Source organism: Tamaricihabitans halophyticus, from assembly GCF_004340875.1.
Taxonomy (GTDB): domain Bacteria; phylum Actinomycetota; class Actinomycetes; order Mycobacteriales; family Pseudonocardiaceae; genus Tamaricihabitans; species Tamaricihabitans halophyticus.
Genome location: NZ_SLXQ01000002.1, coordinates 144390 through 167081, shown reverse-complemented (window position 1 = coordinate 167081; position 22692 = coordinate 144390). Strand labels below are relative to the sequence as shown.

Sequence of the window (22692 nt, the reverse complement as noted above, 5' to 3'; positions counted from 1 at the left end):
GACCATTTGTCCCTCGCAAGGGTTGCCAGATCGTCGGACGACTCAATACGGTGAAGCGCGCCGCGAACGAGCTACGCTCCGTTTCCGCGGCCCTGGCGCCTGAAGTAACCGTTCGATCCGCAGCACCGAGCGACAAGGACCTGTTCAATGGTGACGTTCTGGCTGGCGACGATTGGCTTCGTCGCACTCGGGTTCACGCCACTGGCCGTGGCTACCCTGCTGAATCGCCGCGATCGACGTAGCGCTGGGCGAGCCGAGGAGTCGACATGGAACTGAATCCTGGCTATCTGGCGATCTTCATCGCCTATCTGGTCATTGTCGTCATCATCGGTATCTGGGGATTCCGGCGGGAAAGCTATTCCGCCTACGCGGTCGCCGATCACAAGTTGGGGTTGCCGCTTTCCGTTGGCAGCTTCTTCGCCACCTATATTTCCTCGGCTACGGTGATCGGTTTCGTCGGCTACACCACGCTCAACGGCGCGGCGATCTTCCCGACCTACTTCTGGGGTTTCGCCCTTGGCTGGATCACCCTGACGCTGGTCGGCGCCCGGTTGCGCCGGCTGCGGTTGCGTAGCGTCCCGGCACTGTTCGAAGCCCGCTATGGCGGGAAAGCGCTGCGCATCCTGTCCGCGGTGGTCATCATCGTCGCGTTCGCCTTCAGCGTGATGACCCAGCTGGTCGCCGGGAGCCTGGTGCTTGAGGTCGTCGTGGGTATTCCCCAGGTCACCGGGCTGCTGCTGCTTGGCATCGTGCTCACGATCTACACCGTGCTCGGCGGGCTGGTCTCGGTGGTTCGCACGGATTTCCTGCAGGGCGGGCTGATTCTGCTCGCGGTGGTCGCCGCCGCGGTCATCGTGGTCAGCCAGCTTGGCGGGGACATCCTCACGCTGCGGCCGGAGCAAACCGGGTTGCATGCCGGTTCAATAGCGTCGAATGTGGACATTTTCGCGTTCATCCTGATCGCCTGGGGCGGAGTCGCCGCCCAGCCGTACTACCTGCACCGCTTCTTCGCCACGAAAGACACGGCAACCGCGCGCCAGATGATCGGGGTAGGCGCGGTTTTCGCCACGGTCGCCTACCTGGCCGTGCTATTGGTCGGGCTGGGCCTACCGAAGCTGCTGTCGAGTGAACAGCTGGGCGACTCGGCGGTACTGCACTTCGGCATGAGCGAGGGTGGACTACTGGGCTCGCTACTGCTGATCGGCCTGATCTGCGCGGTACAGTCCACGGTCGACTCCGCCTTGCACCTCGCTGGCGTGTACACCACGGAAGACATCGTCGGCCAACTGCGGCCAGGAATGAACGACCGAACCCGGCTACGCACCGCGCGCACGGTGACCACCGTACTTGGCGTCATCTGCCTTGCCGGCGCGGTGTATTTCGTCGTCAGCGGTGGCGAGTTCATCGTCACGTTGCTCAATATCTGGTTGGGCACGCTGTCCTCAGCACTGCTGATTCCGATGTATGCCACGTTGTTCTGGCGCAGGGCCACCCGCACCGGAGCGATAGCCAGCAGTGCGGGCGGGTTCGTGGGCTACTTCGTGACGCTCTCGCTGGTGGAATTCGGCGGCGTAGCACTACCCGGGCATCCGATCTTCTACGGCTTCGGTATCTCGCTCGCCCTCTTGCTTATCGGCACGCTGCTGACTAAACCAGAGATGAGCTCGGCCGTACGGCGACAGTTCTTCGGCGCGAGCGACGACAACGATAACGACATGGTGATGCGCTCATGACCGAACTCGCCGGAACCGACTATGCCGCGGCCACACCGGCCGAGATCCGAGCCATGATCCGCGACGGCAGGTGGACGGGTACCACCACGGGCGCATGCGCGGGATGGATGCAGGCAAATCTCGCTATCGTGCCAGCCACGCTCGCCGAGGACTTCCATCAGGTATGCCGGCTGAACCCGCAGGCGCTGCCCCTGCTGGAAAGGACCGAACCGGGTGCTCCGGATGCCTTGCGCAGCGCGCCCGGCGCCGACCTGCGCACCGACCTTTCGGGCTATCATGTGCACCGCGATGGTCAGCGGGTAACCGAACTCGCCGAGATCACCGAGGTATGGCGGGACGATCTCGTTGGATTCCTACTCGGTTGCAGTTTCAGTGCCGAGGAAGCCTTACATGCGGCTGGTGTCCGGCTACGACATCTGGAGCTCGGCCAGGGCGTTCCGATGTATCTCACCAATGTGGAGTGCTCCCCTTCCGGGCCGTTCGCTGGACCAATAGTGGTGTCCATGCGCCCGATCGCCAACAGCCAGCTCGAGCTCGCACGCGAGACCACCGAACGACTGCCGCTCGCGCACGGCGGTCCGGTACATATCGGCGATCCAGCGGAGCTGGGGATCGCCGATCTCGACGCACCGGACTGGGGTGAGCGAATCGCGTTACAACCGGACGAAACGCCGGTCTTCTGGGCCTGCGGGGTGACCCCGCAAAGCCTGTTGCGGACGGCAAAGCCACCGTTTGCGATCACCCACGCGCCAGGGCATATGTTCCTCACCGATATCCGCGTCGCCGATATCGAGGACCGCACCGAGATGCCCCCGAGTACCCACGGAGAATCCAGATGAGCCAAGGCCGGCTGGCCATCGCCTGCGCGCAACTAGACGGTGCGGACGCCACCGAAAGCGCCAGAATCGACGGCGCGATCGCCGCGATCAACAGCGCTGTCGCGTCCACTCGGGGAAGCGAGTCGGACCCCACGCTGATCGTGCTACCCGAACTGTGGCCGGTGGGCTTCTTCCATTTCGATGACTACGCGGAGCTCGCCCAATCGCTGTCCGGTCCGGTCGTACGAGAGATGCAGCGCGCGGCACGGTCGGCGGGTGCCTGGGTACTCGGCGGCAGTTTCCTCGAGAAGGGCGTTCGGGGAAACCACAACACGGCCGTGCTGATCGATCCGGATGGCCGGGTGAGGCATACCTATCGCAAGGTCCACTTGTATGGACTCGACTCCGCGGAGTCCGATCTGCTGGTACCCGGCGAGCAGGTCGCTACCGCGCCACTGCCCTGGGGCAGGCTCGGGATCATGACCTGCTACGACCTGCGTTTCCCGGAAATCGCACGGGATCTGGTCGGTCAGGGCGCCGAGATGCTGGCCGTCGTATCCGCGTGGCCGATCCCCCGGATCGAGCACTGGCGGACCCTGCTCCGTGCCCGTGCCGTGGAGAATCAGGTTTGGGTCGTAGCGTGCAACGCGGCGGGTGTGGACGCGGGGGTTCTCCTTGGCGGGCATTCCGCGATCATCGCGCCGGACGGGGAAGTTCGCGCCGAGGCCGGCACGGATGGCACCATCCTGTCCGCGAACATCGACGTCGGCGAGGTCGACACGGTACGCGAGCGGCTGCCCTTTCTTGCCGATCGCCGCTACTCCGTCCACCTGTCAGCCTTGGATTGAGAAGCCGAATACCTCGAGGATCGTGTAGATCCCGAGTACGGTGATCCCGATACTTGCCAGCACCAGCGCCAAGGTCAGCAAGGGGTTCTCCTTGAACCGGTCCTCGACCTCGGTGCTGCGCAATCGCCATACCGCGAAAAGCACCGCAAGCAGGAAGATTCCCGTCGCGATGGCACCAATCTGGAACATCACGAGCGGCGACTGCACGAACAGGAACATCGCCGCCCACAGCACGGGCAAGCAGTAGGTGAAGATCCGGATGCCGCGCGCCCGTGCCTTCGGGTCATGCCAGTCCAGCACGCCAAGCAGTCCTAGCGTGTTCGTCCACAGTCGAGGGACGGCCGCGCAGGAGGTCACGTTCGTCGAGAACAGCACGGCGATGGCACCGAACAGGAACAGGTACTCCGCCCACGGGCCGAGGATATCGGTGTAGATCCTGGACAGCGTGGTGATGATGTCATTGCCTTCGGGCACCAGATTCTGTGGGTGCAGCACGCTGGCACCCATCAGGTAGAAAGCCAAAGTAGACACCGTGCAGATCAGCCAGGACACGAACACGTCAAGGCGCATCACTTTGAGCCAACCTTCGGCTCGCTTGGCGCGCGCTTCGCTGCCGTCGTCCGGCCCCGTCCAGCGCGCGTAGCCCTTTTCGAGGCACCAGTAGGTGTAGTTGGTCATATCATCCGCGCCGACGCCGGTGGAGCCGAACATAGCGACGGCGAGACCGACCGTGCCCGCCGGAATCATGAAGCTCAGCCCGGTGCCCAGATCCCCGGCGCTGTAGGCGAACGGCGTCCACGGAAGCAGCACCACGATGGTGATCGTGCACAGCGTAAAGATGGCGACCGAGCAGGTAGTGATCCGCTCCACGACGCTGTACTTGCTGCTTCGCAGCAGAGCCACCGTCACCACGGTGATGATGACCGTCCACATCGTCAGCGAGGAACCGCTCAGCGGGTCTCCCATGATCGGCCAGAGGATCGAACAGGCCGCCGCCGTACCGCCGATCACCCCACCGCGCTGGAAGGTTTTCGCGAAGTCCAGGCCGATCCACAACCAGTTGATCCAGCCCATCCGGCCGATCCTTGGTGGTACGGTGCTGTATCCCGCCAGTGCCGTCTTGCCATTCAGGATCGCCCATCGGGCGAGTTCCATCTGTACCCACACTTTGACCGTCGCACCGACGATCACCATCCAGAGCAAGGCAAATCCGGCCTGCGCTCCGAGTGAGGTCGTGACGATCAGCTCGCCCGAGCCGACGACCGCCGCGGTGAGCACGATTCCTGGCCCGAGGTAACGCAATCTGCCAACGAAGGTAGTCGGCGCCTCGCGGACATCCTCCGCGCGCAGCCGGTAGGCATCTTGCTCAGCGGGCTCCGCGGGCACCGGTGATGTCGCGTCTTGGGTGGACATGACAGAGTTCCTTTCCGCTCGGCGACATTGCCGGTACGTCCCGGATGCTAAAGATGCCGACGCGGAACCGGATGACCACGTCGTCCCACAAGGAAGTCGAAGTCGGCGCCGGTATCGGCCTGGCGGACGTGCTGCCGGTAGAGCCAGGTGTACCCACCATCTGGTCCGGCCATGGCGGGCGTCGAACCCTCTTCGGCTCGACGGGCGAGTTCCTCGTCCGATACGTCCATATCGATCCGGCGGGCCGGGACGTCCAGCGTCACCTGGTCACCGGAGCGCAGCAGCGCGAGTGGACCGCCAATCGCGGATTCCGGCGCCACGTGCAGCACGACCGTGCCGTACGAGGTACCGCTCATCCGCCCGTCGGTAATCCGGACCATATCCCTGATTCCCGCATCGAGCAGCTTCTTCGGTATCGCCAGGTTGCCGATCTCCGGCATCCCCGGATACCCGGAAGGACCAGCGTTGCGCACCACGAGCACGGTGCTCGCGTCCACCGGCAGGTCCGGTGCATCCGCCCGCTCGTGGTATTCCTCGATGGTGTCGAAGACGAGCGCGGTTCCGGTATGCCGCAGCAGCTCCGGTGCGGCGGCCGATATCTTGAGGACCGCGCCGTCCGGCGCCAGATTTCCGTGCAGTACCGCGGTGTTGCTGCCCGGTGCGCCCAGCGGGTTGGCGAGCGGCCGAACAACGTCCGGGTTCCAGTTCTCAGCCGTTGCGGTGTTGTCGCCAAGTGAGCCGCCGGTGACCGTGCGCGCCTCGGTGTGCAGGATCGTGCCGAGCTCCCGGAGCACCGCCGGAACACCACCGGCGTAGGCGAAGTCTTCCATCAGATAGCTGCCCGAGGGCAGCAGGTTGACCAGCAGCGGCACCTCGGCGGCGAGTGAGTCGAAATCGGCCAGTTCCAACGGAACCTCCGCGCGACCGGCGATCGCGAGTAGGTGTACCACCGCATTCGTGGAACCGCCGAGGGCCGCGTTCACCCGGATCGCGTTCTCGAATGACCGCCGATCGAGGATCGTTGATGGGGACAGCTGCTCGTTGACCATCTCGACGATCCGCGAACCAGCCTGCTCGGCGATGTTGTGCCGCCGTGCGTCTACGGCCGGAATCGCGGCGCTTCCCGGCAGGGACAGTCCAAGAGCTTCGGTAATACAGGCCATTGTGGACGCCGTACCCATGGTGGTGCAGTGGCCCGCGCTCCGGGAAAGGCAAGCTTCAGCGGCGGCGAAGTCCGCCTGGCTCATCCTGCCGGCACGTACCTCCTCGCTGAACTGCCATACATGGGTTCCTGAGCCAGCGTCCTGGCCACGAAACTTGCCATTCAGCATCGGACCGCCGGTGACCATGATCGTTGGCAGGTCAACGCTCAGCGCGCCCATCAGCTGCGCGGGTACGGTCTTGTCGCAGCCGCCAAGCAACACCACGCCATCCAACGGGTTGGCACGTAGCGTCTCTTCGACGTCCATGGCCATCAGGTTGCGGAACAACATCGCCGAAGGGCGCATCAGCGTTTCGCCAAGCGAGATCGTGGGAAACTCGAATGGTGCCCCGCCGGCCATCAGCACGCCGCGTTTCACCGCTTCGGCAACCTGGCGCAGATGCGCGTTGCAGGGTGCCAGTTCGGACCAGCTGTTGCAGATCCCGATGACCGGACGACCGTCGAATATGGATGACGAGTAGCCCTGGTTGTACATCTTCGAGCGATGCACGAAACCTAGCTTGCCGGTAAGGCCAAACCAGGCGGCGCTACGCCGCTCGGCCTCGGATGTTTCGGATGGGTTCACCAGATTGCTCCGCAACATTGCCTGACCACTTTGCATGCACTCTGCGATGCTGACATGAAATTAGATTAATTTACATGTAGATGTCAACCAGGCATGCCAGCTAGCCGGACGCGGGTCCTCGCTAGTCGACGGTGAGTTCGGTATCCAGTTCCGTAAAGGCCGCAATGGCTTCCGCGTCTACGTGCACGCCAAGCCCTGGCTCGTCCGGAAGTTCAATCAGTCCACCGGCAGGCACTGGGCCGTTGCGCAGCAAGGGATCACGCAGCGGGTTCTCCCGCACGTCGTACTCGATACCCGCAACCGGGGTGGCGAGCGCGGCAAGCTGCAACGTCGCCGCGAAGGCCAATGCGCCGCCGTACAGATGCGGGAGTACCTTTTTGTCATACGCGGCGGCCAGCTGGCAGATGGTCACCGCTTCGGTGATTCCGCCGGTCTTCGCGATATCCGGCTGCAGGATGGCGATGGCTGGCGAGGCAGCGAACTCGCGGAACTGGCGTAGACCGTAGATGTTCTCGCCGGTCGCGAGCCGCAGATCGGTACGCCGGTGCAGCTCCTCGAGTTCGGTCAACACGTTTCCCCGCAACGGTTCTTCCAGCCAGGCGACATCGAACTCGCGGAGCAACGGCGCGGCGCTGATCGCATCGGCTAGATCCCATGCCTGGTTCGCATCGGCGTAGAGCCGCGTTTCCGCGCCGAGCACGTCTCTTGCCTCGGCCAGTATCCGCTCATCGGCGCTACGTCCGAAACCGAGTTTCACCTTGACCGCGGTATGCCCGCTGGCTAGGCACTCGCCCGCCTGCTCCGGCACGTCAGCGGGACCGAGACTGCTGGCGTAGACCGGTATCCGCTCCCGGCAACGACCGCCGTACAGCCAACTGATCGCTGTTCGGTTCCGGATGCCAGCCAGGTCCCACAGCGCCATATCCACCGCGCTGATCGCCTGCCGGATCGGACCGGGCGCGCCCCATTGCCGACCGAGCGGATCCAACTCGGTACACAGCAGCTGGTGTATCTCCGTGATGCGCCGGGCGTCTTTGCCGAGCAGCAACGGAAACACGCCCTCGCGCAGTGTCGCGACCCGCTCCTGAGCCGCCCACGGCGGGTAGTTGAGCCAACTTTCCCCTCGACCGATCAGCCCATCATCGGTGTGCACCTCGACAAGCACCATGGAGCGGTACCGCAGCGCGCCGAACGACATGGCGATGCGACTGCTCACCGGTGCCCGCAGCACCCGTAGGCGCGCGCTGATCACCCGGCTCACCGCCGCTGCCCCGCCTGCTCGCGCAGTGCCGCGCGCAACCGGAAGATATGCGCGCGGGCCACCTGTTCGGCCGCGTTCGGGTCGCCCGATTCGATGGCCGTCAGAATCGCCCGGTGGTCGTCCAGCGCGTGCCGAGGGCCCGCCGTGACCGTCGTGGTACGCATAGCCAACCGCACCTGCGTTTGGATCTCGTCAAGCAACCGGATCACTTCATGGTTGCCGGAGGCTTCCCGAACCAGCGCGTGAAACCGCATGTCAGCCTCGGTCGTGGCCGCTAGATCGGAGACATCGACCGCATGCTGATGATCGTCCAGCGCCTCCCGTAACGCGCGCACCAAGCGGCGTCCAGCGTTTTCCACCGCGAGCCGGGCGGCGAGGCCTTCCAGAACCTCGCGCACTTCGTAGATCGTCACCAGCTCAGCCGCGCCAACGCTGGCCACCACGGCGCCGCGTCGCGGTTCTTCGGTAGCGAGCCGATCCTGCACCAACCGAAGCACCGCGTCACGGACCGGACTACGGCTTACCTCGAGCAGTTCAGCGAGCGCGGGAACACTCAGCTTCGTCCCCGGCGCGAGTTCGCCAGTGAAGATCTTCTCGCGGAGTCGCGCGTAGACGCCATCCACCACTCGATCCGTCGCCGTACCGCTCATCGACCGTCCGACTCCCCTCTCGTCGAGCCACCTGAGAGGAGTCTACATGTAATTGAAGGTCTTTACATTCAAACTGTCGTGCAGGTGGTTTCCTCGTCCGGCAGTTCGCGGGTGATGAGGTAGTCGACAGTTGCTTCGGTCGCGCATTCACTGTGCAATTGCCACCCGGCATGGCCGGCGCCATCCCAGCGCACCAGCGCACTGTTAGGCAACTGGCGATCGACCTGCTCGGCCCAGGATCGCGGGGTCGCGACATCGTGCGCGCCGGATACCAGCAGGGTCGGCGGTAGCTCGCCAGCACGCTGCCATGGGGTCGGCTGCCAGCTGGCCTCCTGTGGCCAGCCAACGCAGCCGGACGCGATATCCCAGAACTCGGAAAAGCCCCGGAGCGTGGGGCCAACGCGCTGCGCGGCGTGTCCCAGTGCGGGCAGGCCGCCCGCCAGGTTCGAAGCGTTCACGTCCTGGCAGATAATCGATCGGTACATCCGATACGCGGCAGGGTCGGTGTGCATCCCCATCTCGCTGAGCGCGGTTCCGTCACCGTCCCGCGCCGCCTTGAGTGCCTTGGTGAAGTCCGGGTACGCGGTCGGGCTCTGCAGAAAACCGTTGACGCCGAGTTGGACGTCACGAATCGTGAGCTTCCGGTCGCCGGCGGGTAGTTCACCGCGTTCGGCCAGGGTCTGTACCTCATCGATACTCGCTCGCGCATCCAGCTCGCAGGAATCGTTGTCGGCACACCACCGCGCGAAATGCTCGATGCCGTCTTGTACCGCGCGAGCTCCGTCGAGTGCCAGTTGGCTCGCCGGGAGCGCTCGGTCAACGACCGCGTCGAGGGCGAGCGCCCTGAGTCGATACGGGAAAAGTTCCGCGTAGGAACGGCCGAGCATCGATCCGTAAGAGATACCCAGGAAGCTGATCTGCTGCTCGCCCAACGCTTCCCGGACCGCATCCAGATCCCGTGCGACGCTTTCGGTGTCCAGGTTCGCAACGAGTTCCCCGCTACGCTCCACACAGGATTCGGCGAACTCGGCGTTGGCTTCGGTCAGCGCGGTCACCTCCGCGGCATCAGCGGGGAACCGGTTGATCGCCGGGTCGTAGGCGGGTTTGGCGCAGTCGATGGCTTCACTGCCGGCAACGCCGCGCGGGTCAACGCCGACTACGTCGAACCGTTCGAGAATCTCTTGGCCGAAGTACTGTTCGGCGATCTGCGGGCTAGCAAGGTAACCGGCCGCGCCGGTGCCCGGCCCACCCGGATTGAACATCAGAACGCCGATGCGTTTGTCCGGGTCGGCAGCCGAAAGGCGGGAGACTTGCAGGCCAACTTTGCCCTCACCGGTTTCCCAGTTCCTGGGCACATCGACGGTCGCGCATTGGACGGGATGACCCTCCGGCGCACCCGGGCATGCGCGCCATTCCGGTTCTGCCGGCTGGTTCCCGCCAGCCGGCGCGGCGCCAGTGATCAGGCCGGCCACAACAAGTACCACGAGCGCGGCGGCTCGTTTCCGAAGCATCAACACGGTGGCACAGCATGCCGCACCACAAGTGGCGCAACCAAACCGGCCCGGCCAACTCAGGGAGATTTCCGGGGTTACCCTGAAATCTCAACTAAATGCCGGCGAGAATCAGCGATGCTTTTTTGGCATTTTTGTCGGAAAAATGCCAGTGTTGCCGCATGACGGATATTCCTTACCAGGGCAGCGGCCCGTACTGTTACGCGAACTCGCTCGTCATGTTGATGGGCAACTCGGCTCCGGATGCCTCGCTTGTCGAAGTGTGCACTGGCAGCCCGTTCGGAATGAATTTGCTGTACGGGAAGATGCCGTTTTTTGACCCGTACGGCTGGACGCCGGAATTGGGAATCGACAGCGCGTTGACCGCGCTCGGCTGGACCGCGCGGACGACATCCGGTGGCACGGCCGCTGCCGCACTCGACCGTCTCCGTAGTTCGCTTGTGGACGGACCAGTGCTGGTCGGCCCACTGGAGATGGGCCACCTGCGGTATCAGCCGAGTATGACCGGGCCGATCGGCGCTGACCATTACGCCGTGGTGCTCGCGATGGAGGCGGATTGGCTTATCATCCATGATCCACAGGGATACCCGTACGCGCGATTGCCGGTACCGGATTTCCTGCGCGCCTGGCAGGCGGACACGGTGGACTACGGTGAGCAGTACACGATGCGCACCGACGTGCAAGTGCGTGCTTCGATTCCTCCTTCAGTCGCCGTCCGAACTGCCCTGTCCTGGGTCAATCCAGCGGAACGCACCGCTCCGGCGGGAACCCTAGCGAATGCCGAGGCCGCGCTCGCTCTCGCCGACCGGCTCGAGCACCGCCCCGATGACGAGATCCGCGAGAACCTGGTTCATTTCGCGATCAGGGTCGGTACCCGCCGTCTTGCCGATGCCGCTTTCTGGTTGGCCCAGGCGGATTTGCCCACGGCCGCGGCGGTCACGCGAGAGCAAGCCCGCTTGGTCGGCGCCTTGCAGTATCCACTCGCGACGGAGGATGTCCTCGGTGCCGCTGGAATCCTGCGGGAACTGGCGCCAACCTATCAGCGCCTACGCGAAGCCGTCGCCGATGCGTACTAGCCGCTTTCGGGCACCGATGCCGAGCCGAGCGCGGCGATGAGCTCATCCACGTCCTTGGTACTGATCAACAGTTCGTCATAGCCCAGTTCCCCGGCAGTCTCGCGATCCACTACCAGCCGTATCGCCGGCATCCAGCGGCGCACGCTGACGAACCGACTGGTCCCGGTACCGATGCCCCAGCGACCCAACTTGAGCACTCCGGTAACCAGCAAGCCAGCTCGTCCACCGGGCGCGGCGGCTGCTCGGGTGGGTCGGTTGACCCGCTGAACCTTGGTAATCACCTCGCGAGCCAGGACAAGTCGTGCCCGCCCACCGGCGAATGGGCGCTCCCAAGGCTTCAGCAGGACACGTACCGCGCGCCGATCGACTTCGACGGTAGCCATAGCCCACCACCCCTTATCATGATTCCAACATGTACATTATTACCATATCTGGGAATGGTGGTCCAGGTGCCTCAGCCACCCTCACTTGTTGACCTGCTGCACCATCCGGTCCGATGGCGCATCCTGCAAACGCTGATCAACCGCGCGTTGACGACGGCCGAACTGGCCGAACTGTTGCCAGATGTGCCGGCCACGACCCTGTATCGCCATGTTTCAACGCTGGCGAAGGCGGACGTGTTGCGGGTGGCGGAAGCTCGGCAAGTCCGTGGCACAGTCGAGCGCAGGTACGAACTGAATACTGGCGCCGCTGACGCGGACAACGACACGGTCGACCCTGATCGGCTGCGCACGATGTTCACGGTCTTCGTTGCCGGACTCGCCGGCGATCTTGATCGCTACCTGGAGCGCCCACGACTGGATCCGGCGCGCGATGGTGTCGCGTTTCGACAGAACGCGATATGGCTATCCGATGACGAACTCGTAGAGTTCGCCGCCGAGTTCCAAGAACTTCTCGACCGATTCGCCGCCAACGAGTCTACATCAGACCGTACAAGGAGAATCCTGTCGACTATCATGATCCCTGATCAGTAGATCAGGGATCATGATCTGCTGAGTGTCGAGCGGTAAGCCTCAGCGCTACCGTTCGACAATCCGGGCGAGTTGATCGGCTACGCTGCCCCACCCTTCGGCAAAGCCGAGCTCGGCATGTCGAGCACGCGCATCGGGATCACCGTGCCGGACGACAATCCGGTAATCGGTCCCGTCCGGATGGTCCTGGAAGGTGAACTCGGCGGTGATCGCCACGGGCGCTGGATTCGCCGGCCGCCAGCCGCTGTCGATGGCGTTGGTGAACACGATGCGCTCGAATTCCTCCGCCACAAGGAAGCAGGCGTCGAGGTGCGGGACAAAGGTGTCGCCGTCTTCGCTCATCCGCGTGACGAACGCGCCGCCGGGGCGCACCTCGAGGTGCTGCACCTGACACCGCATAGGGGCCGGAATCCACCATTGCGCAAGCTTGTCCGGGTCGGTCCACGCTTGCCAGACATCCTTGCGTGGCGCGCGAAACACGCGCTCGATACCCAGGTCGAGCTCGGGGTTCATGACTACTCCATATCTTGTTGTGTGCTGTCGGATTGCTCGGCGAGAAAGCGCTCAAGTCGATCGGTCCGGCCGATCCAGATCCGTCGCTGTTCCGCCAACCAGTCGTCCACTAGCGACAGTCGTTCGCGGTTCAGCTCGCAGGTGCGCACGCGGCCCGATTTCCGCGTATGGATCAGCTCGGCTGATTCGAGGAGCCGCACGTGTTTCATGAACGACGGCAGCGTCATCGGCATATCCCGCGCCAACTCGCCAACGCTGGCCGGACCACCGCCGAGCCGGTGAATCACCGCCCGCCGCGTCGGATCCGCGAGCGCGACGAAGACCTCATCAAGCACCGTCGAATACTGAGCCACGAGGCTAAGTATTAACCTCGAGCAATACTTAGCGCAAGAGCAAAGTTTATGGCTGGGACTCAGGCTTCATTCTGAATGCTCTCGGCGAGCGAGCTCGCCCGCCCAAGGCGGTGGTCCGTAGTGAGGACCGACGCGCCGAGACGGGCCGCGAGTTCAATATAGAGCGCATCTGCCAACCGAAGGTCCGCTCGGCGCGCCCACGCGCCCTGCGCCAGTTCGGCGACCGGGTGACGCGTGACTGGGATCGTGACCAGGGCTGACAGAGCGGCGTCAACATCAGCCGTAATCAGGTCTCCAGCGCGCTGTAGCCGACCCAGCGCGGATAGCACCTCGGCGTCCAGGTGCGCCGGCGCATGCAGGACGGTACCGACAAGCCGTTTCTTGACCGCCACCGCGTAATCGGTGCCCGCGAGTAGATCGACAAGTGTCGACGCGTCGATGATCACGAGCTCGGCCGGCGCCTCAGTCATTCGTACCAGCCAGCTCCTCGCGCGCACCGTCTAGAGCCACCAGTGCCGCGCGATGCGACACCGTGCCGCGCGGGACAGGTAGCGTGTCCAACCACGAGTTCGTGGCCCGGCGTTGCAACTCGTCAGCGATGGCAGCCTGAGCAAGCGCGGAAATATTCAACTCAGCAGCCCTCGCCTTTTCGGCCAACTCATCAGGCACATACACGTTCAACCTGGCCATGTGCACACTATACACACCTCTCGGAAGAGTTGTCCGGTCTGTTCTGTGACCTACAGTCAGTCGCATTCGTCGGTCACCCGTAGCGCCTCGACGACTTCCGCGAGGTACAGCCGCGCCGCGATCTCGGCCACGGTCGCGCCAGAGCGAGCTTCTCGCCAGTTGAACAGCCGTCTCCGTCTTCCCGCGGCCTTTTGGCCCGTCGATGAGCCAGCACTGGTGGTGTCCAGATCGAGTTGATGTTTCGACTGGGGCGGCCTTGTTGCGACAGCGCCTGTCAAGCATTTCCGCACCAAGGCACACCCAGCCGGCCGCACAGCGGCAAGCTCGGCCCAACCAAGCGGAATTCCTCAGGACGGCCAGCACCGAACGGTCGGGGAACTCAGATCAACCGGCGCTGTTCGCGGTGACGGTTCCCGCCTTGGTGAGCAGGACTGGACGCCCGGTGACGGCGCGGTTCTCCATGGCAGCGTGCGCCTGCGCGGCCTGCTCCAACGGGAAGGTGTGCTCGACGACCGGGGCGATCCGACCAGCTGCCGCCAAGTCGAGGGCTTGACCGGCGAAGGTACGCGCGGCATCCGTGCCGCCGACATGCGCCACTTCAGCGCCCAGCACAACGATGTCGCGGCGTTCAGCTTCCGCGGGCACGATCTCCGTGTGGTCTCCGCCGGCACTTCCGTATGCGAGGAATCTTCCGCCGCGCGCCGCCAGGTCAATGGCGTCGCGGCCGATCTGGCCACCGACACCGTCGAAGACGACGGCGGCTCCGTGCGTGCCGATCGCCTCGCGGGCAGCGGCCACCCAGTCCAGCCGGGTGTAGTCGATCGCGGTCTCGGCACCCGCAGCGACCGCGCGCCGCAGTTTGTCACCGCCGCCCGCCGCCGCGACCACGCGGGCTCCGGCGGCACGGGCAAGCTGCACCAACAGCAGACCAAGCCCGCTTCCCGCGGCCAGGACCAGCACAGCTGTGTCCGCGGTGATGCGTGCGGCATCGGCAAGGGCCAGCGCGGTTCGCCCGTCGTGCACCAGTGCCGCCGCCCCAGCTGACGTGAGCCCCTCGGGAACGGCGATCATTTCGTCCGTGGAGACCACGGCGAACTCAGCGTAACCACCCTGTACGCCCGTGGTTGCCACGACCTCGCGCTCCATCCAGGCCGGATCCACCTGATCGCCGATCGCGACCACCGTCCCGGAAACGCCGTCACCTGGGACATACGGCGGCTGCATACCGAAGTACTCACTGCCGAAACCACCCCGCAGATAGGTGTCGAGCGATATCACGTCCGCGGCGGCAACGCGGACCAGCACCTGTCCCGGACCTGGCACCGGCTCTGGGACTTCCTGGACCTGGAGTACTTCCGGGCCACCAAACCTTGTCACTACTACGGCTTGCATAACGCTCCTTTTCCTAGACAGATCAACTCGCCGAACCTCGTGCTTCCAGACAAGGAGAGGTCAATCGTGGAGTGCGGTCATAGGTAGAACGCTAATACTTCAAGTTATGTAGAGGTCAAGATCGCGGATCGCCTGGTATCCCCCGCGACGAGGCCCGCGCGCAGTCGGCTCATCCCCGAGCACGCACGGGACGTTTCTTACGGACTGCGGCGTTGTTCGGCAGCTCAGTTTAGGGGGTCTGCCGTGGTCTTCCCAGCCTTCGTCGGGGAGTTCGCCGTGATCGCGGAGGTGGCGTAGACCAACGTCCCGACGTTCGAATCCCTTGGCTTTCGAGCTGTGTGCGGGACAGAATCCCTTCGTTTTGCCTGGTGGTGGGCCGGGCGGGGCTCGAACCCGCGGCCAATGGATTATGAGTCCACTGCTCTAACCAGCTGAGCTACCGGCCCTGTTCACCTACTCGAACGCGCGACGACGAGCGGCGCGGCCAGCCTATCGCAAGGGCCGGCCGCTCGTCATCGCGCCTCATCTAACCCGCCACCTCGGCCGCGGACGCGGCCACGGCGCCGGAGGCGTTCTGGAAACCGGCGACTACCCTCGCCGGTGCACCACCGTCCACCGGTATGCGTGCCGTCAACTTCCCCGGTCCGTCCACATCGAGCACTTCGCGACCGAGCACCGCTCCATCGGCGTCCAGCACGTGCAGGTGCGCGCTACCAGCGCCAGTCGCGGTGAGCTCGGCGCTGACCGCTCCATCCGCCCCGGTTGCCCCGGACAACCACGCGGAGTCCCGCTTCGGCGCGGCCGCGACACCGCCCAACGGTAGCCCGGTGCGCACCGACTGTTCGATCGACTGCGGCGAGTCCAATGAGGACAACGCATCCAGTGGCAGCTCAGGTTCCGGAGTTTCCGGCTGGTCCGGCGCCGGCTGATAGTCCGCGAGGCTTGCCTGACCCCAGCGGTACGGGTCACCTTGCACCCCGCCCCACGTGGACCAGCCAATCCGGGTCTTGCCGACATTGTCCTGCGTGTCCGAGTCATACACGAGCAGGTTCAGGCCAAGCGCCTCCGGATCGATCGGTCCTGGTACCTCATCCAGCGGCACCGCGAGCTCCACGGTGTACCCCTCGTATGGTTCGCTCACCTCCGAGGCGATCTCGACACCCGGCGCGGTGTCTGGTCCACCTTGGTGATTGTCCGCGTCCCGGAAGTAGCACGGCCCGCCGTCCGCGGTGGCGGGGAACGCGGCGAGCTTCATCGTGCTCGAAGTGTTCTCCGAATCACCAGCCGGATCGATGGTCAGTTCGACCGAGTCACTTCGCCAGTGTCGCTTGCAATCGGCTTCGGGCAACCGGTTCCCCGGTTTGTCATCGACGACGTTGACCAACGCATACAACGTATCCGAATGCCAGGAAAGCTGTGCGGTTGCCGAGCAATCCTGAGCCGAGGCGCATTCCTCGCCTTCCCAGTACCCGGAAAGATCCAGTTCCGGTCCGGGGTACTCGCCATCGGTAGCCTGACCATCCACATTGGGCTGCTGCGCGGCTTGCGGGATCTCGGTGCGCGGCACCAGTTCCAGACCAGCCGAAGTACTCGAACTGTTTCCGGCGTCCGGCTCCACCGTCAACTCGTAGCCGTAGGCGCCACCCTGCATCCCGGTTTCCAGGCCCGCATCGGTGTTCGTGACCTCGAACGCGACGCTCGTTTGCTCACCAGCGGGGACCTCCGGGATCGCAACCGTGGGGGTACTGGTATCGAAACCTTCCGGCAGGTCAACCCGCAGCTGCCCGGAAACCGGTTCGGTACTGTGGTTTCGGACCGGTACGTCGATCTTCCTACTCCCACCGGACGGCAACGTCAGCACCCTGGCTACCCGATCGGCCAGTTCCGGGTACCCCACTCGCTGTGCCCAGGAATCGAACTCGGCGACCTGCGGCAGCGGCTCCTGCTCGGCGACCAGCGGAGCGACCACCTTCAGCAGCACCTCCGTGCCGCCCGAAGCGTCCTTTGTCGACAACGTGGCGGGCAGCTGGAAGCTTTGCGCCTCCGCGGCTTCCGGCGCGGTCACGACGAACTCGGCGCTCGCCGTCTTACCCGGCGCGACCGTCCCGAGCCGGCCGTCCCCGCGTACCTGCCAGCCTTCTCCAACGGCCAGGTCGACGTGCGCGTTCCGCAGTGGCTGCCGCTGCGGTGCCGTGGCAGCCACGGTCACGGTGGTCGGTGTACCGGCGGTGATCTTGGCGCGCTCCGCCTCGGCGGTCAACCCGGTGCCGCGCGGCAACCCGCTACCGCCGTCCAGTAGCGCACCACCCAGCATTCCTTCGCTGCCCTTCGCATCGGCGCGATACGGCACCCGACTGTCCAGCTGGACGAACTGATCGCAGGTGATCTCGGCCGGGTCACTTGGCGCATCCGGAAAACCGCCCCAACCCTGGCTCACGTAGTCCCTTTTCGCCTCCTGCTCGACCTGCGCCCAGGTCTTGCCGTCCGGCCCGGTTCGACCTGCCCAGATCCCCCATATCCGGTCAACGGGATCCTCCGGCCGAATGCCTTCCTCACAGCCGGGTCCCGGGTCGGCGCTGCCTTTGGCCGCGGTACTGAACAGCCGGTCGACCGACCAAGTGGACAGGCCCTCCTCGGTGAGTTGTCCAGGAAACGCCGAGGGGTCGGCGGCCGCCTGATACGCCTCGGTGGCCAGCCTGGCAGCGTACTGGTGGTGCCCATGGTTGCCAGGCGTTGGCGCGGGATCCATGGTGATCACGACCTTCGGCTGGGTCATCCGCACCAGCCGTACCAGCTTGCCGAGCGAATCCTCGTGGCCCCACGCCTGCTCGGTGAGCGGCGCGCTCACCGTGTAGTAGAAGTCCGCCTTGTCCAGGTTCAACACCTCGGTAACCCCGGCCCTGCCCACGGCGCTGCGTTCCTCCGCCTCGCGAAGCTCGCCGAGCTCGGGACCTTCCTCGGTGCCCACGGCGTTGCCGCCGCCCTCGCCCCTGGTCACCGTGACAACGCCGGAGCGAATGTCGTGATCGGAGTTCCACTGTCCCAACGTGGACAACGTGCCCGCTTCGTCGTCCGGATGCGCGCCTACGAACAGCACATCGAGCTGGCCGGCTTCCGGTTTGGCTCCTTCCGGTTCCTGCGCTCCGGATGCCGGTGGCGCCATCCCGATAGCGGCGGCCGCGAACCCGACCACGGCTATCGAGGAACACCATCGCGCAACGACCATCGACTTTCCTCCTTGCCTCGTGCGCTTGCGCTTGTCTACGAGCAGTGAAGTAGTACGTCGAGTGCCGGCCAGTGGCCGTCCGGCACCACACTGTGCCTTCGATGTCCGCGCGGTGGCGGAGTGGTTATCCCTTGACCGAACCCTCCAGCATGCCGCGAATGAAATGTCGTTGCAGGAACAGGTAAACGAGCACCACGGGCAGGGCAACCAGGACCGAGCCGGCCGCGAGTAGCGGCACGCTGGTCGTTGCCCTGTCGGAAAAGAATCGCAGACCAAGTGGTGCGGTTCGCAGGCTTTCGTCCGTCACCATGACCAGCGCCAGCATGAACTCGTTCCAGGTCCACATGAACACCAGTACGATCAGCGTGACCATGGCCGGCCGAGCGATCGGCAACAGCACCCGCCATAACGTCTGCCAGTGATTCGCACCGTCCAACCGCGCCGCCTCAACCAGCCCACGCGAGGTGGATGAGAAGAACGCGCGCATCCAGAAGGTGCCAAACGCGACAGACTGTGCGACCTGCGGAAGGATCAGCGCCGCATAGGTATCGGTGAGACCGACATCGCGCATGTTGTAGTACAGCGGCACCACTACCGCCTCCGTTGGCACGGTGAGACCGAGCAGCATGAGGTAGAACAGGATCTCGCGACCCCGGAACCGCATGGTGCCGAACGCATACCCGGCCAGCACGGAAAACACCGTCGCCAGCACTACTACGGACACGCTCACGACGAGGCTGTTACCCAGATAGCTACCGAACCGGCCGACCGTCCATGCTTTCGCGAAGTTGTCCCAATGCACGCCGCCTTCTCCGGCCACTTCGGACCGTAGGGCGGTACCGAAGATGGCGAGCATCGGATACAGCGCGAATGCGGTGAAGATCGCCAGAACCGTGTAGGTGCCGAGCCGCTCACCCCGCGAAACCTTGGCCGCCATCACCGCTCCCTACCGGTGATCCGGGTGATCAGGAACGTGATGCCGAACGCGAGCAGGGTAATCACCACACCGATCGCCGCGGCGGAGCCGACCTCACCGGCGCGGAAAGCCTGATAGTAGACCTCATAGGACGGCACGGTGGTGGAACCGCCCGGGCCGCCCTGCGGAGTCATCATGTACACCAAGTCGAACGTCCGCAGCGCGGCGATCACCGTCAAGGTCAGTGCCACACCGATTTCCTTGCGCAGCGCCGGCAGGATGACGGCCCGGAACTCCCAGACCACGCCGGCGCCATCCAATCGCGCGGCATCGAAGAGTTCGTCCGAGATCTTGCCGATACCGCCGAGCATCAGCACCACGACCAGACCGGTCTGCACCCAGGTTCCTACCGCGCCGACCGCGAACAGCGCGGTACCCGAGTCACCGAGCCAGGTGCGGGTGATGCCATCCAGCCCGATGAACCGGAGTGCCTCGTTGAGCGCGCCGTCCGGCGCGTAGATCTGTTGCCATGCCACGGCGACCACGACCATCGCGATCACCTGCGGCAGGAACAGCGAGGTGCGAAAGAACGGTAGGCCGCGCACCCGGATCCGGTGCAACGCGGTCGCCAGCACCAACCCGATGCACACCGGGATGACCGCGAAGAACACCACGAGGACGCCGACATGCCCGAAGGACGCCAGCGCGCCTTCCTCGGTGAAGATCCCTACGTAGTTGTCCAGCCCCGCCCAGGTTCCGACGCTGAGGCCGTCCCACTCGTACAGGGACAGCCATCCGCTGTGCAACAGCGGAAACAACAGGAATACGCCGTAGACGAGCAGCGCCGGCAGCAGGTAGAGATAGCCGACCCGACGCGGCTCACCCGGGGGCGTCGTGCTTGGTGCCGCCTTGTTCCGCCGCGTCGCGGTACTCGAGGTGGTGCTCGTCGTGAGTGTCCGACTCAATTGCCACCACTACCGGAATCCAGGTCCTTCTGCAGCTTCTCGAGGAACGCGGGCACTTCCAGTTGCTTGGAAAGCAACTGCTCAACCCCACCGGTGATCGTCTCGAACGCGCTGCCCGTCGCATAATCCAGATACGGCACCAGGCTCTCCGATCCGGTGGTTTGCTGCCACGCGTCGAACACCTGGCGTTGTAGCCCCTTCGCCCCTTGTGAACCGGCTTCGTTCACCGGAAGGTTCCCGGTTTCCGCGAGTACCTTCATCGCCTCCGCCGAGGTGATGAACTCGATATACGCGGCCGCGGCGTCCTGGTTCTGGCTCTTCGCGCTGATCGCGAACGGTAGCCCGGTACCTCCGGTGACGCTGGACTGATCGTTGTTCGGCGGCGGCAACAGGAAACCGACGTTCTCCCCCATCGCCTCCTGCAGATCCGCGGTCAACCAGGTGCCGCTGACATGAAACACCCCGGTGCCACTGGCGAACTTCTCCCATGCGTCGTCCTCGGTGACCCCGGAGAATCCCCGAGTCAGGTAGTTCGCGTCGGCCCAGTCAAGCAACTGGCGGGCGGCCTTGCGGTTCGCATCGGTGTCCCAGGTCGCGCCGGGCGCGCCGAGCGCGAGCTCCGATTCGGTCTGCGGGTCGCCAAACCGGTGCATCGCGAACGAGAACAGGAAGATGCCAGGGGTCTTCTCCAGGTTGCCGAACTGGATCGGCAACTCGCCTGCCGACCGCGCCTTCTCCAGCGCGGCATCGAATTCCCGCCACGTCTTCGGCGGCTCAAGATCAAGCTCGGCGAGTTTCTCCTTGTTGTAGAAGATCCCTACCAGCTCCGCGGTCTGCGGCAGTCCGTACAGCTTGCCCTCGCCGATCTGGTCACCCGAATCCGGATACTTGGACAGCCGCAGTACCGAATCGCTGAAGCGCTCGCCCCAGCCGTACGCCTCGGCGTAGCTGTCCAACGGCTGCAGCAGTCCGGCTTCGACAAACGAACCCATGTCCTGCTTGCCGTTGTTCACCTGCAGCACGTCCGGCGCCTCGTTCCCGGTGAGCCCCAACTTGGAGGTGTTCCGGAGGTCGTCGAACGAGCGCGGCACCCTGTTGATCTCGATATTCGGATACTCGCGCTCAAAGGCCTTGTTCAGTTTGGTGATCTGTTCTTCCTGACCGCCCCGCACTTCCTGGTCCCACACGGTGAGCGTGACATCGCCCAACTCGGCGGGGTCGGTCTGTACCTCACTGGCCGGTTTCTCTTCCGGGCGATCGCTCGCCGAATCCGACCCCGGCGCGCAGGCGGGGATCACGAATAAGGCCAGTGCCGCGAAGGCGGCGATGGAGCGGTTGCGCATGTGTTCTCCTCACGGCACGGCCCGCAGGCCAATGGTGGCGCTCGCCCGCCGCATGGTCGCGCAACCATGCTTGGGCAACAGCTCGTCCAGGAACCGGTACCCCGACAACGCATCATCTTGCCGCCTACCAAGGTGTCGCCACCAGGCGTTGATCTCGCACCACCCGGGCGCGGACTGCGAACCACCGAAGTGCTGTACGGACAGCGCGGCGCACAGGTTCGCGAAATGTACCCGCTCACTGAGCGTCCAGCCGGCGAGCGTGGCGAGCAGGAATCCCGCGCCGAACACATCGCCCGCACCGGTCGGATCGAGCGCGGCCACGTTCAGCCCGCCAACTTCGGCTTCCTCGCCAGTGCTGGAATCGATCGCGTAGGCACCGTTCCCGCCCCTGGTCACCACGACGGTCGGGACGATCTCGGCGAGTTCGGCCGCGGCCCGCCGCACATCGTCGGTGCGGGTATACCTGGTGGCTTCCACCGAATTGGGCAGGAAGACGTCGTAACCGGTGAGCAGTTCGCGCAGCATCGACGGTTCCCAGCGTTCCGTCGGATCCCAGCCGACGTCGGCAAACAGCAACGCGCCCTGCTCCCGCGCCTTGCGCACCCACTGCTGGCTCTGCATATCCACATGTACGAAGCAGGCTCGCGCGTTGGGCGGCGGATCGAACAGCTCGTCCGCGCTGATCGGCGATTCGTGGCCGTGCGTCACCATGCTCCGGTCCCGGTTCACCGCCATCGACACGGTCAGCGGCGAATGCCAGCCATAGAACCGGCGGGAATGACTCAGATCCACACTTTCCTGGTTGGCCAACACATCCCAGCAGAAATCGCCGTAGGCGTCCTCCCCGAACGCCGCGGCCAGACCGGTACGCAGCTGCAGCCGGCTCAGCGCGACGGCAAGATTGGCGATCCCGCCGGGACTGGACCCCAGACCCGATGACCACACCTCAGTACCCGCTTCGGGAAGCCGGGGCAGCCCGGTAAAGATGATGTCGAGAAACACCGTCCCGGACAGCAACACGTCGAACATCGGCCGCTCGCCGGACAGTTTCGACCCCTGGTCGAGGTCGATGGCAAGCTCGGTATGCCGGTCCTCCGGCGTTTCCCGCGACACAGTCCGCTCCCTATGGCTACGCACCAACTCGATTTGCGCAGTCTGCCTCTATCTGCAGAGAAATGACAAGATCTGATCGGAATTTTTCGCCATTACGCACTGACGTGCACAGA

General features: G+C 64.6%; 23 protein-coding genes and 1 tRNA gene. 6 read left to right on the top strand and 18 right to left on the bottom strand.

The window, feature by feature from the left end:
• Positions 1–147: 147 nt before the first annotated feature.
• The 4 genes from EV191_RS30820 to EV191_RS08390 are packed head-to-tail and all read left to right on the top strand — an operon-like array spanning position 148 to position 3399.
• Positions 148–276 (top strand): hypothetical protein, encoded by a 129-nt coding sequence (locus EV191_RS30820; RefSeq protein ID WP_279388415.1) that lies wholly within the window; start codon positions 148–150, stop codon positions 274–276.
• Positions 267–1733 (top strand): sodium:solute symporter family protein, encoded by a 1467-nt coding sequence (locus tag EV191_RS08400; protein WP_132876358.1) that lies wholly within the window; start codon positions 267–269, stop codon positions 1731–1733. Before EV191_RS30820 ends, EV191_RS08400 begins: the two co-directional genes overlap by 10 nt.
• A complete protein-coding gene (locus EV191_RS08395; RefSeq protein WP_132876357.1) occupies positions 1730–2572 on the top strand; it encodes a putative hydro-lyase in 843 nt (280 codons plus the stop codon). Before EV191_RS08400 ends, EV191_RS08395 begins: the two co-directional genes overlap by 4 nt.
• Positions 2569–3399 carry a carbon-nitrogen family hydrolase gene (locus EV191_RS08390; RefSeq protein ID WP_132876356.1) on the top strand — a complete coding sequence of 277 codons (831 nt, stop codon included), beginning with the start codon at positions 2569–2571 and terminating at the stop codon, positions 3397–3399. Before EV191_RS08395 ends, EV191_RS08390 begins: the two co-directional genes overlap by 4 nt.
• Here EV191_RS08390 and EV191_RS08385 read toward each other — a convergent pair.
• The 5 genes from EV191_RS08385 to EV191_RS08365 form a co-directional block, all read right to left on the bottom strand.
• On the bottom strand, positions 3385–4812 hold the full coding sequence (locus EV191_RS08385; RefSeq protein WP_132876355.1) for an Nramp family divalent metal transporter: 1428 nt from the start codon (positions 4810–4812) through the stop codon (positions 3385–3387). The two genes, EV191_RS08390 and EV191_RS08385, sit on opposite strands and share 15 nt — an antisense overlap.
• A gap of 47 nt (positions 4813–4859) precedes the next feature.
• Positions 4860–6599, bottom strand: a complete 1740-nt coding sequence (locus EV191_RS08380; RefSeq protein WP_243658831.1) for an IlvD/Edd family dehydratase — start codon at positions 6597–6599, stop codon at positions 4860–4862.
• 121 nt (positions 6600–6720) lie between these two features.
• A complete protein-coding gene (locus EV191_RS08375) occupies positions 6721–7851 on the bottom strand; it encodes a mandelate racemase/muconate lactonizing enzyme family protein (protein ID WP_132876353.1) in 1131 nt (376 codons plus the stop codon).
• A gap of 5 nt (positions 7852–7856) precedes the next feature.
• Positions 7857–8510: a GntR family transcriptional regulator gene (locus EV191_RS08370; protein ID WP_132876352.1), complete on the bottom strand. Its 654-nt coding sequence runs from the start codon at positions 8508–8510 to the stop codon at positions 7857–7859.
• A gap of 68 nt (positions 8511–8578) precedes the next feature.
• Positions 8579–10021, bottom strand: coding sequence for an alpha/beta hydrolase (locus EV191_RS08365; RefSeq protein WP_243658866.1), 1443 nt, complete (start codon positions 10019–10021; stop codon positions 8579–8581).
• Between the two features lie 161 nt (positions 10022–10182).
• Here EV191_RS08365 and EV191_RS08360 point away from each other — a divergent pair, with 161 nt between their 5' ends.
• A complete protein-coding gene (locus EV191_RS08360; protein WP_132876350.1) occupies positions 10183–11097 on the top strand; it encodes a hypothetical protein in 915 nt (304 codons plus the stop codon).
• On the opposite strand, the gene EV191_RS08355 is transcribed toward EV191_RS08360, so the two are convergent.
• A complete protein-coding gene (locus EV191_RS08355; protein ID WP_132876349.1) occupies positions 11094–11480 on the bottom strand; it encodes a hypothetical protein in 387 nt (128 codons plus the stop codon). The genes EV191_RS08360 and EV191_RS08355 overlap by 4 nt on opposite strands.
• A 66-nt stretch (positions 11481–11546) precedes the next feature.
• Between EV191_RS08355 and EV191_RS08350 the strand changes: the two genes are divergently transcribed.
• Positions 11547–12071 (top strand): helix-turn-helix domain-containing protein, encoded by a 525-nt coding sequence (locus EV191_RS08350; RefSeq protein ID WP_243658830.1) that lies wholly within the window; start codon positions 11547–11549, stop codon positions 12069–12071.
• 45 nt (positions 12072–12116) lie between these two features.
• On the opposite strand, the gene EV191_RS08345 is transcribed toward EV191_RS08350, so the two are convergent.
• The 12 genes from EV191_RS08345 to EV191_RS08295 form a co-directional block, all read right to left on the bottom strand.
• Positions 12117–12581: an SRPBCC domain-containing protein gene (locus EV191_RS08345; protein WP_132876347.1), complete on the bottom strand. Its 465-nt coding sequence runs from the start codon at positions 12579–12581 to the stop codon at positions 12117–12119.
• 2 nt (positions 12582–12583) lie between these two features.
• Positions 12584–12934 carry an ArsR/SmtB family transcription factor gene (locus EV191_RS08340; RefSeq protein ID WP_132876346.1) on the bottom strand — a complete coding sequence of 117 codons (351 nt, stop codon included), beginning with the start codon at positions 12932–12934 and terminating at the stop codon, positions 12584–12586.
• 59 nt (positions 12935–12993) lie between these two features.
• On the bottom strand, positions 12994–13404 hold the full coding sequence (locus EV191_RS08335) for a type II toxin-antitoxin system VapC family toxin (protein ID WP_132876345.1): 411 nt from the start codon (positions 13402–13404) through the stop codon (positions 12994–12996).
• Positions 13397–13624 carry a type II toxin-antitoxin system CcdA family antitoxin gene (locus tag EV191_RS08330; protein ID WP_132876700.1) on the bottom strand — a complete coding sequence of 76 codons (228 nt, stop codon included), beginning with the start codon at positions 13622–13624 and terminating at the stop codon, positions 13397–13399. The genes EV191_RS08335 and EV191_RS08330 overlap by 8 nt, the downstream gene beginning before the upstream one ends.
• 56 nt (positions 13625–13680) lie before the next feature.
• The gene (locus EV191_RS30050) at positions 13681–13902 is read right to left on the bottom strand and encodes a hypothetical protein (protein WP_165912878.1); all 222 of its coding nucleotides are present in this window, start codon (positions 13900–13902) and stop codon (positions 13681–13683) included.
• A 106-nt stretch (positions 13903–14008) separates the two neighbouring features.
• Complete coding sequence (locus EV191_RS08325; protein ID WP_132876344.1) at positions 14009–15016, bottom strand: zinc-binding dehydrogenase; 1008 nt, start codon at positions 15014–15016, stop codon at positions 14009–14011.
• A 369-nt stretch (positions 15017–15385) separates the two neighbouring features.
• Positions 15386–15462 (bottom strand) — tRNA-Ile (locus EV191_RS08320).
• 80 nt (positions 15463–15542) lie between these two features.
• Entirely contained in the window at positions 15543–18242 is a 2700-nt protein-coding gene (locus EV191_RS08315; RefSeq protein WP_132876343.1) for a sugar-binding protein, read from the bottom strand.
• A 124-nt stretch (positions 18243–18366) separates the two neighbouring features.
• Positions 18367–19179 carry a carbohydrate ABC transporter permease gene (locus tag EV191_RS08310; protein ID WP_132876342.1) on the bottom strand — a complete coding sequence of 271 codons (813 nt, stop codon included), beginning with the start codon at positions 19177–19179 and terminating at the stop codon, positions 18367–18369.
• Positions 19179–20123: a carbohydrate ABC transporter permease gene (locus EV191_RS08305; RefSeq protein ID WP_132876341.1), complete on the bottom strand. Its 945-nt coding sequence runs from the start codon at positions 20121–20123 to the stop codon at positions 19179–19181. The genes EV191_RS08310 and EV191_RS08305 overlap by 1 nt, the downstream gene beginning before the upstream one ends.
• Positions 20120–21466 (bottom strand): extracellular solute-binding protein, encoded by a 1347-nt coding sequence (locus tag EV191_RS08300; protein ID WP_132876340.1) that lies wholly within the window; start codon positions 21464–21466, stop codon positions 20120–20122. The genes EV191_RS08305 and EV191_RS08300 overlap by 4 nt, the downstream gene beginning before the upstream one ends.
• Before the next feature lie 9 nt (positions 21467–21475).
• Complete coding sequence (locus EV191_RS08295; protein WP_132876699.1) at positions 21476–22495, bottom strand: carbohydrate kinase family protein; 1020 nt, start codon at positions 22493–22495, stop codon at positions 21476–21478.
• Positions 22496–22692 lie beyond the last annotated feature (197 nt).

What these genes read in the sequence shown, in the direction of transcription:
- EV191_RS08385 (WP_132876355.1), bottom strand. Translation starts at nt 4,812, where the DNA reads ATGTCCACCCAAGACGCGACATCACCGGTGCCCGCGGAGCCCGCTGAG.
- EV191_RS30820 (WP_279388415.1), top strand. Translation starts at nt 148, where the DNA reads ATGGTGACGTTCTGGCTGGCGACGATTGGCTTCGTCGCACTCGGGTTC.
- EV191_RS08390 (WP_132876356.1), top strand. Translation starts at nt 2,569, where the DNA reads ATGAGCCAAGGCCGGCTGGCCATCGCCTGCGCGCAACTAGACGGTGCG.
- EV191_RS08315 (WP_132876343.1), bottom strand. Translation starts at nt 18,242, where the DNA reads ATGGTCGTTGCGCGATGGTGTTCCTCGATAGCCGTGGTCGGGTTCGCG.
- EV191_RS08395 (WP_132876357.1), top strand. Translation starts at nt 1,730, where the DNA reads ATGACCGAACTCGCCGGAACCGACTATGCCGCGGCCACACCGGCCGAG.
- EV191_RS08335 (WP_132876345.1), bottom strand. Translation starts at nt 13,404, where the DNA reads ATGACTGAGGCGCCGGCCGAGCTCGTGATCATCGACGCGTCGACACTT.
- EV191_RS08355 (WP_132876349.1), bottom strand. Translation starts at nt 11,480, where the DNA reads ATGGCTACCGTCGAAGTCGATCGGCGCGCGGTACGTGTCCTGCTGAAG.
- EV191_RS08360 (WP_132876350.1), top strand. Translation starts at nt 10,183, where the DNA reads ATGACGGATATTCCTTACCAGGGCAGCGGCCCGTACTGTTACGCGAAC.
- EV191_RS08300 (WP_132876340.1), bottom strand. Translation starts at nt 21,466, where the DNA reads ATGCGCAACCGCTCCATCGCCGCCTTCGCGGCACTGGCCTTATTCGTG.
- EV191_RS08365 (WP_243658866.1), bottom strand. Translation starts at nt 10,021, where the DNA reads ATGCTTCGGAAACGAGCCGCCGCGCTCGTGGTACTTGTTGTGGCCGGC.
- EV191_RS08310 (WP_132876342.1), bottom strand. Translation starts at nt 19,179, where the DNA reads ATGGCGGCCAAGGTTTCGCGGGGTGAGCGGCTCGGCACCTACACGGTT.
- EV191_RS08370 (WP_132876352.1), bottom strand. Translation starts at nt 8,510, where the DNA reads ATGAGCGGTACGGCGACGGATCGAGTGGTGGATGGCGTCTACGCGCGA.
- EV191_RS08330 (WP_132876700.1), bottom strand. Translation starts at nt 13,624, where the DNA reads ATGGCCAGGTTGAACGTGTATGTGCCTGATGAGTTGGCCGAAAAGGCG.
- EV191_RS08325 (WP_132876344.1), bottom strand. Translation starts at nt 15,016, where the DNA reads ATGCAAGCCGTAGTAGTGACAAGGTTTGGTGGCCCGGAAGTACTCCAG.
- EV191_RS08400 (WP_132876358.1), top strand. Translation starts at nt 267, where the DNA reads ATGGAACTGAATCCTGGCTATCTGGCGATCTTCATCGCCTATCTGGTC.
- EV191_RS08295 (WP_132876699.1), bottom strand. Translation starts at nt 22,495, where the DNA reads ATGTTCGACGTGTTGCTGTCCGGGACGGTGTTTCTCGACATCATCTTT.
- EV191_RS08345 (WP_132876347.1), bottom strand. Translation starts at nt 12,581, where the DNA reads ATGAACCCCGAGCTCGACCTGGGTATCGAGCGCGTGTTTCGCGCGCCA.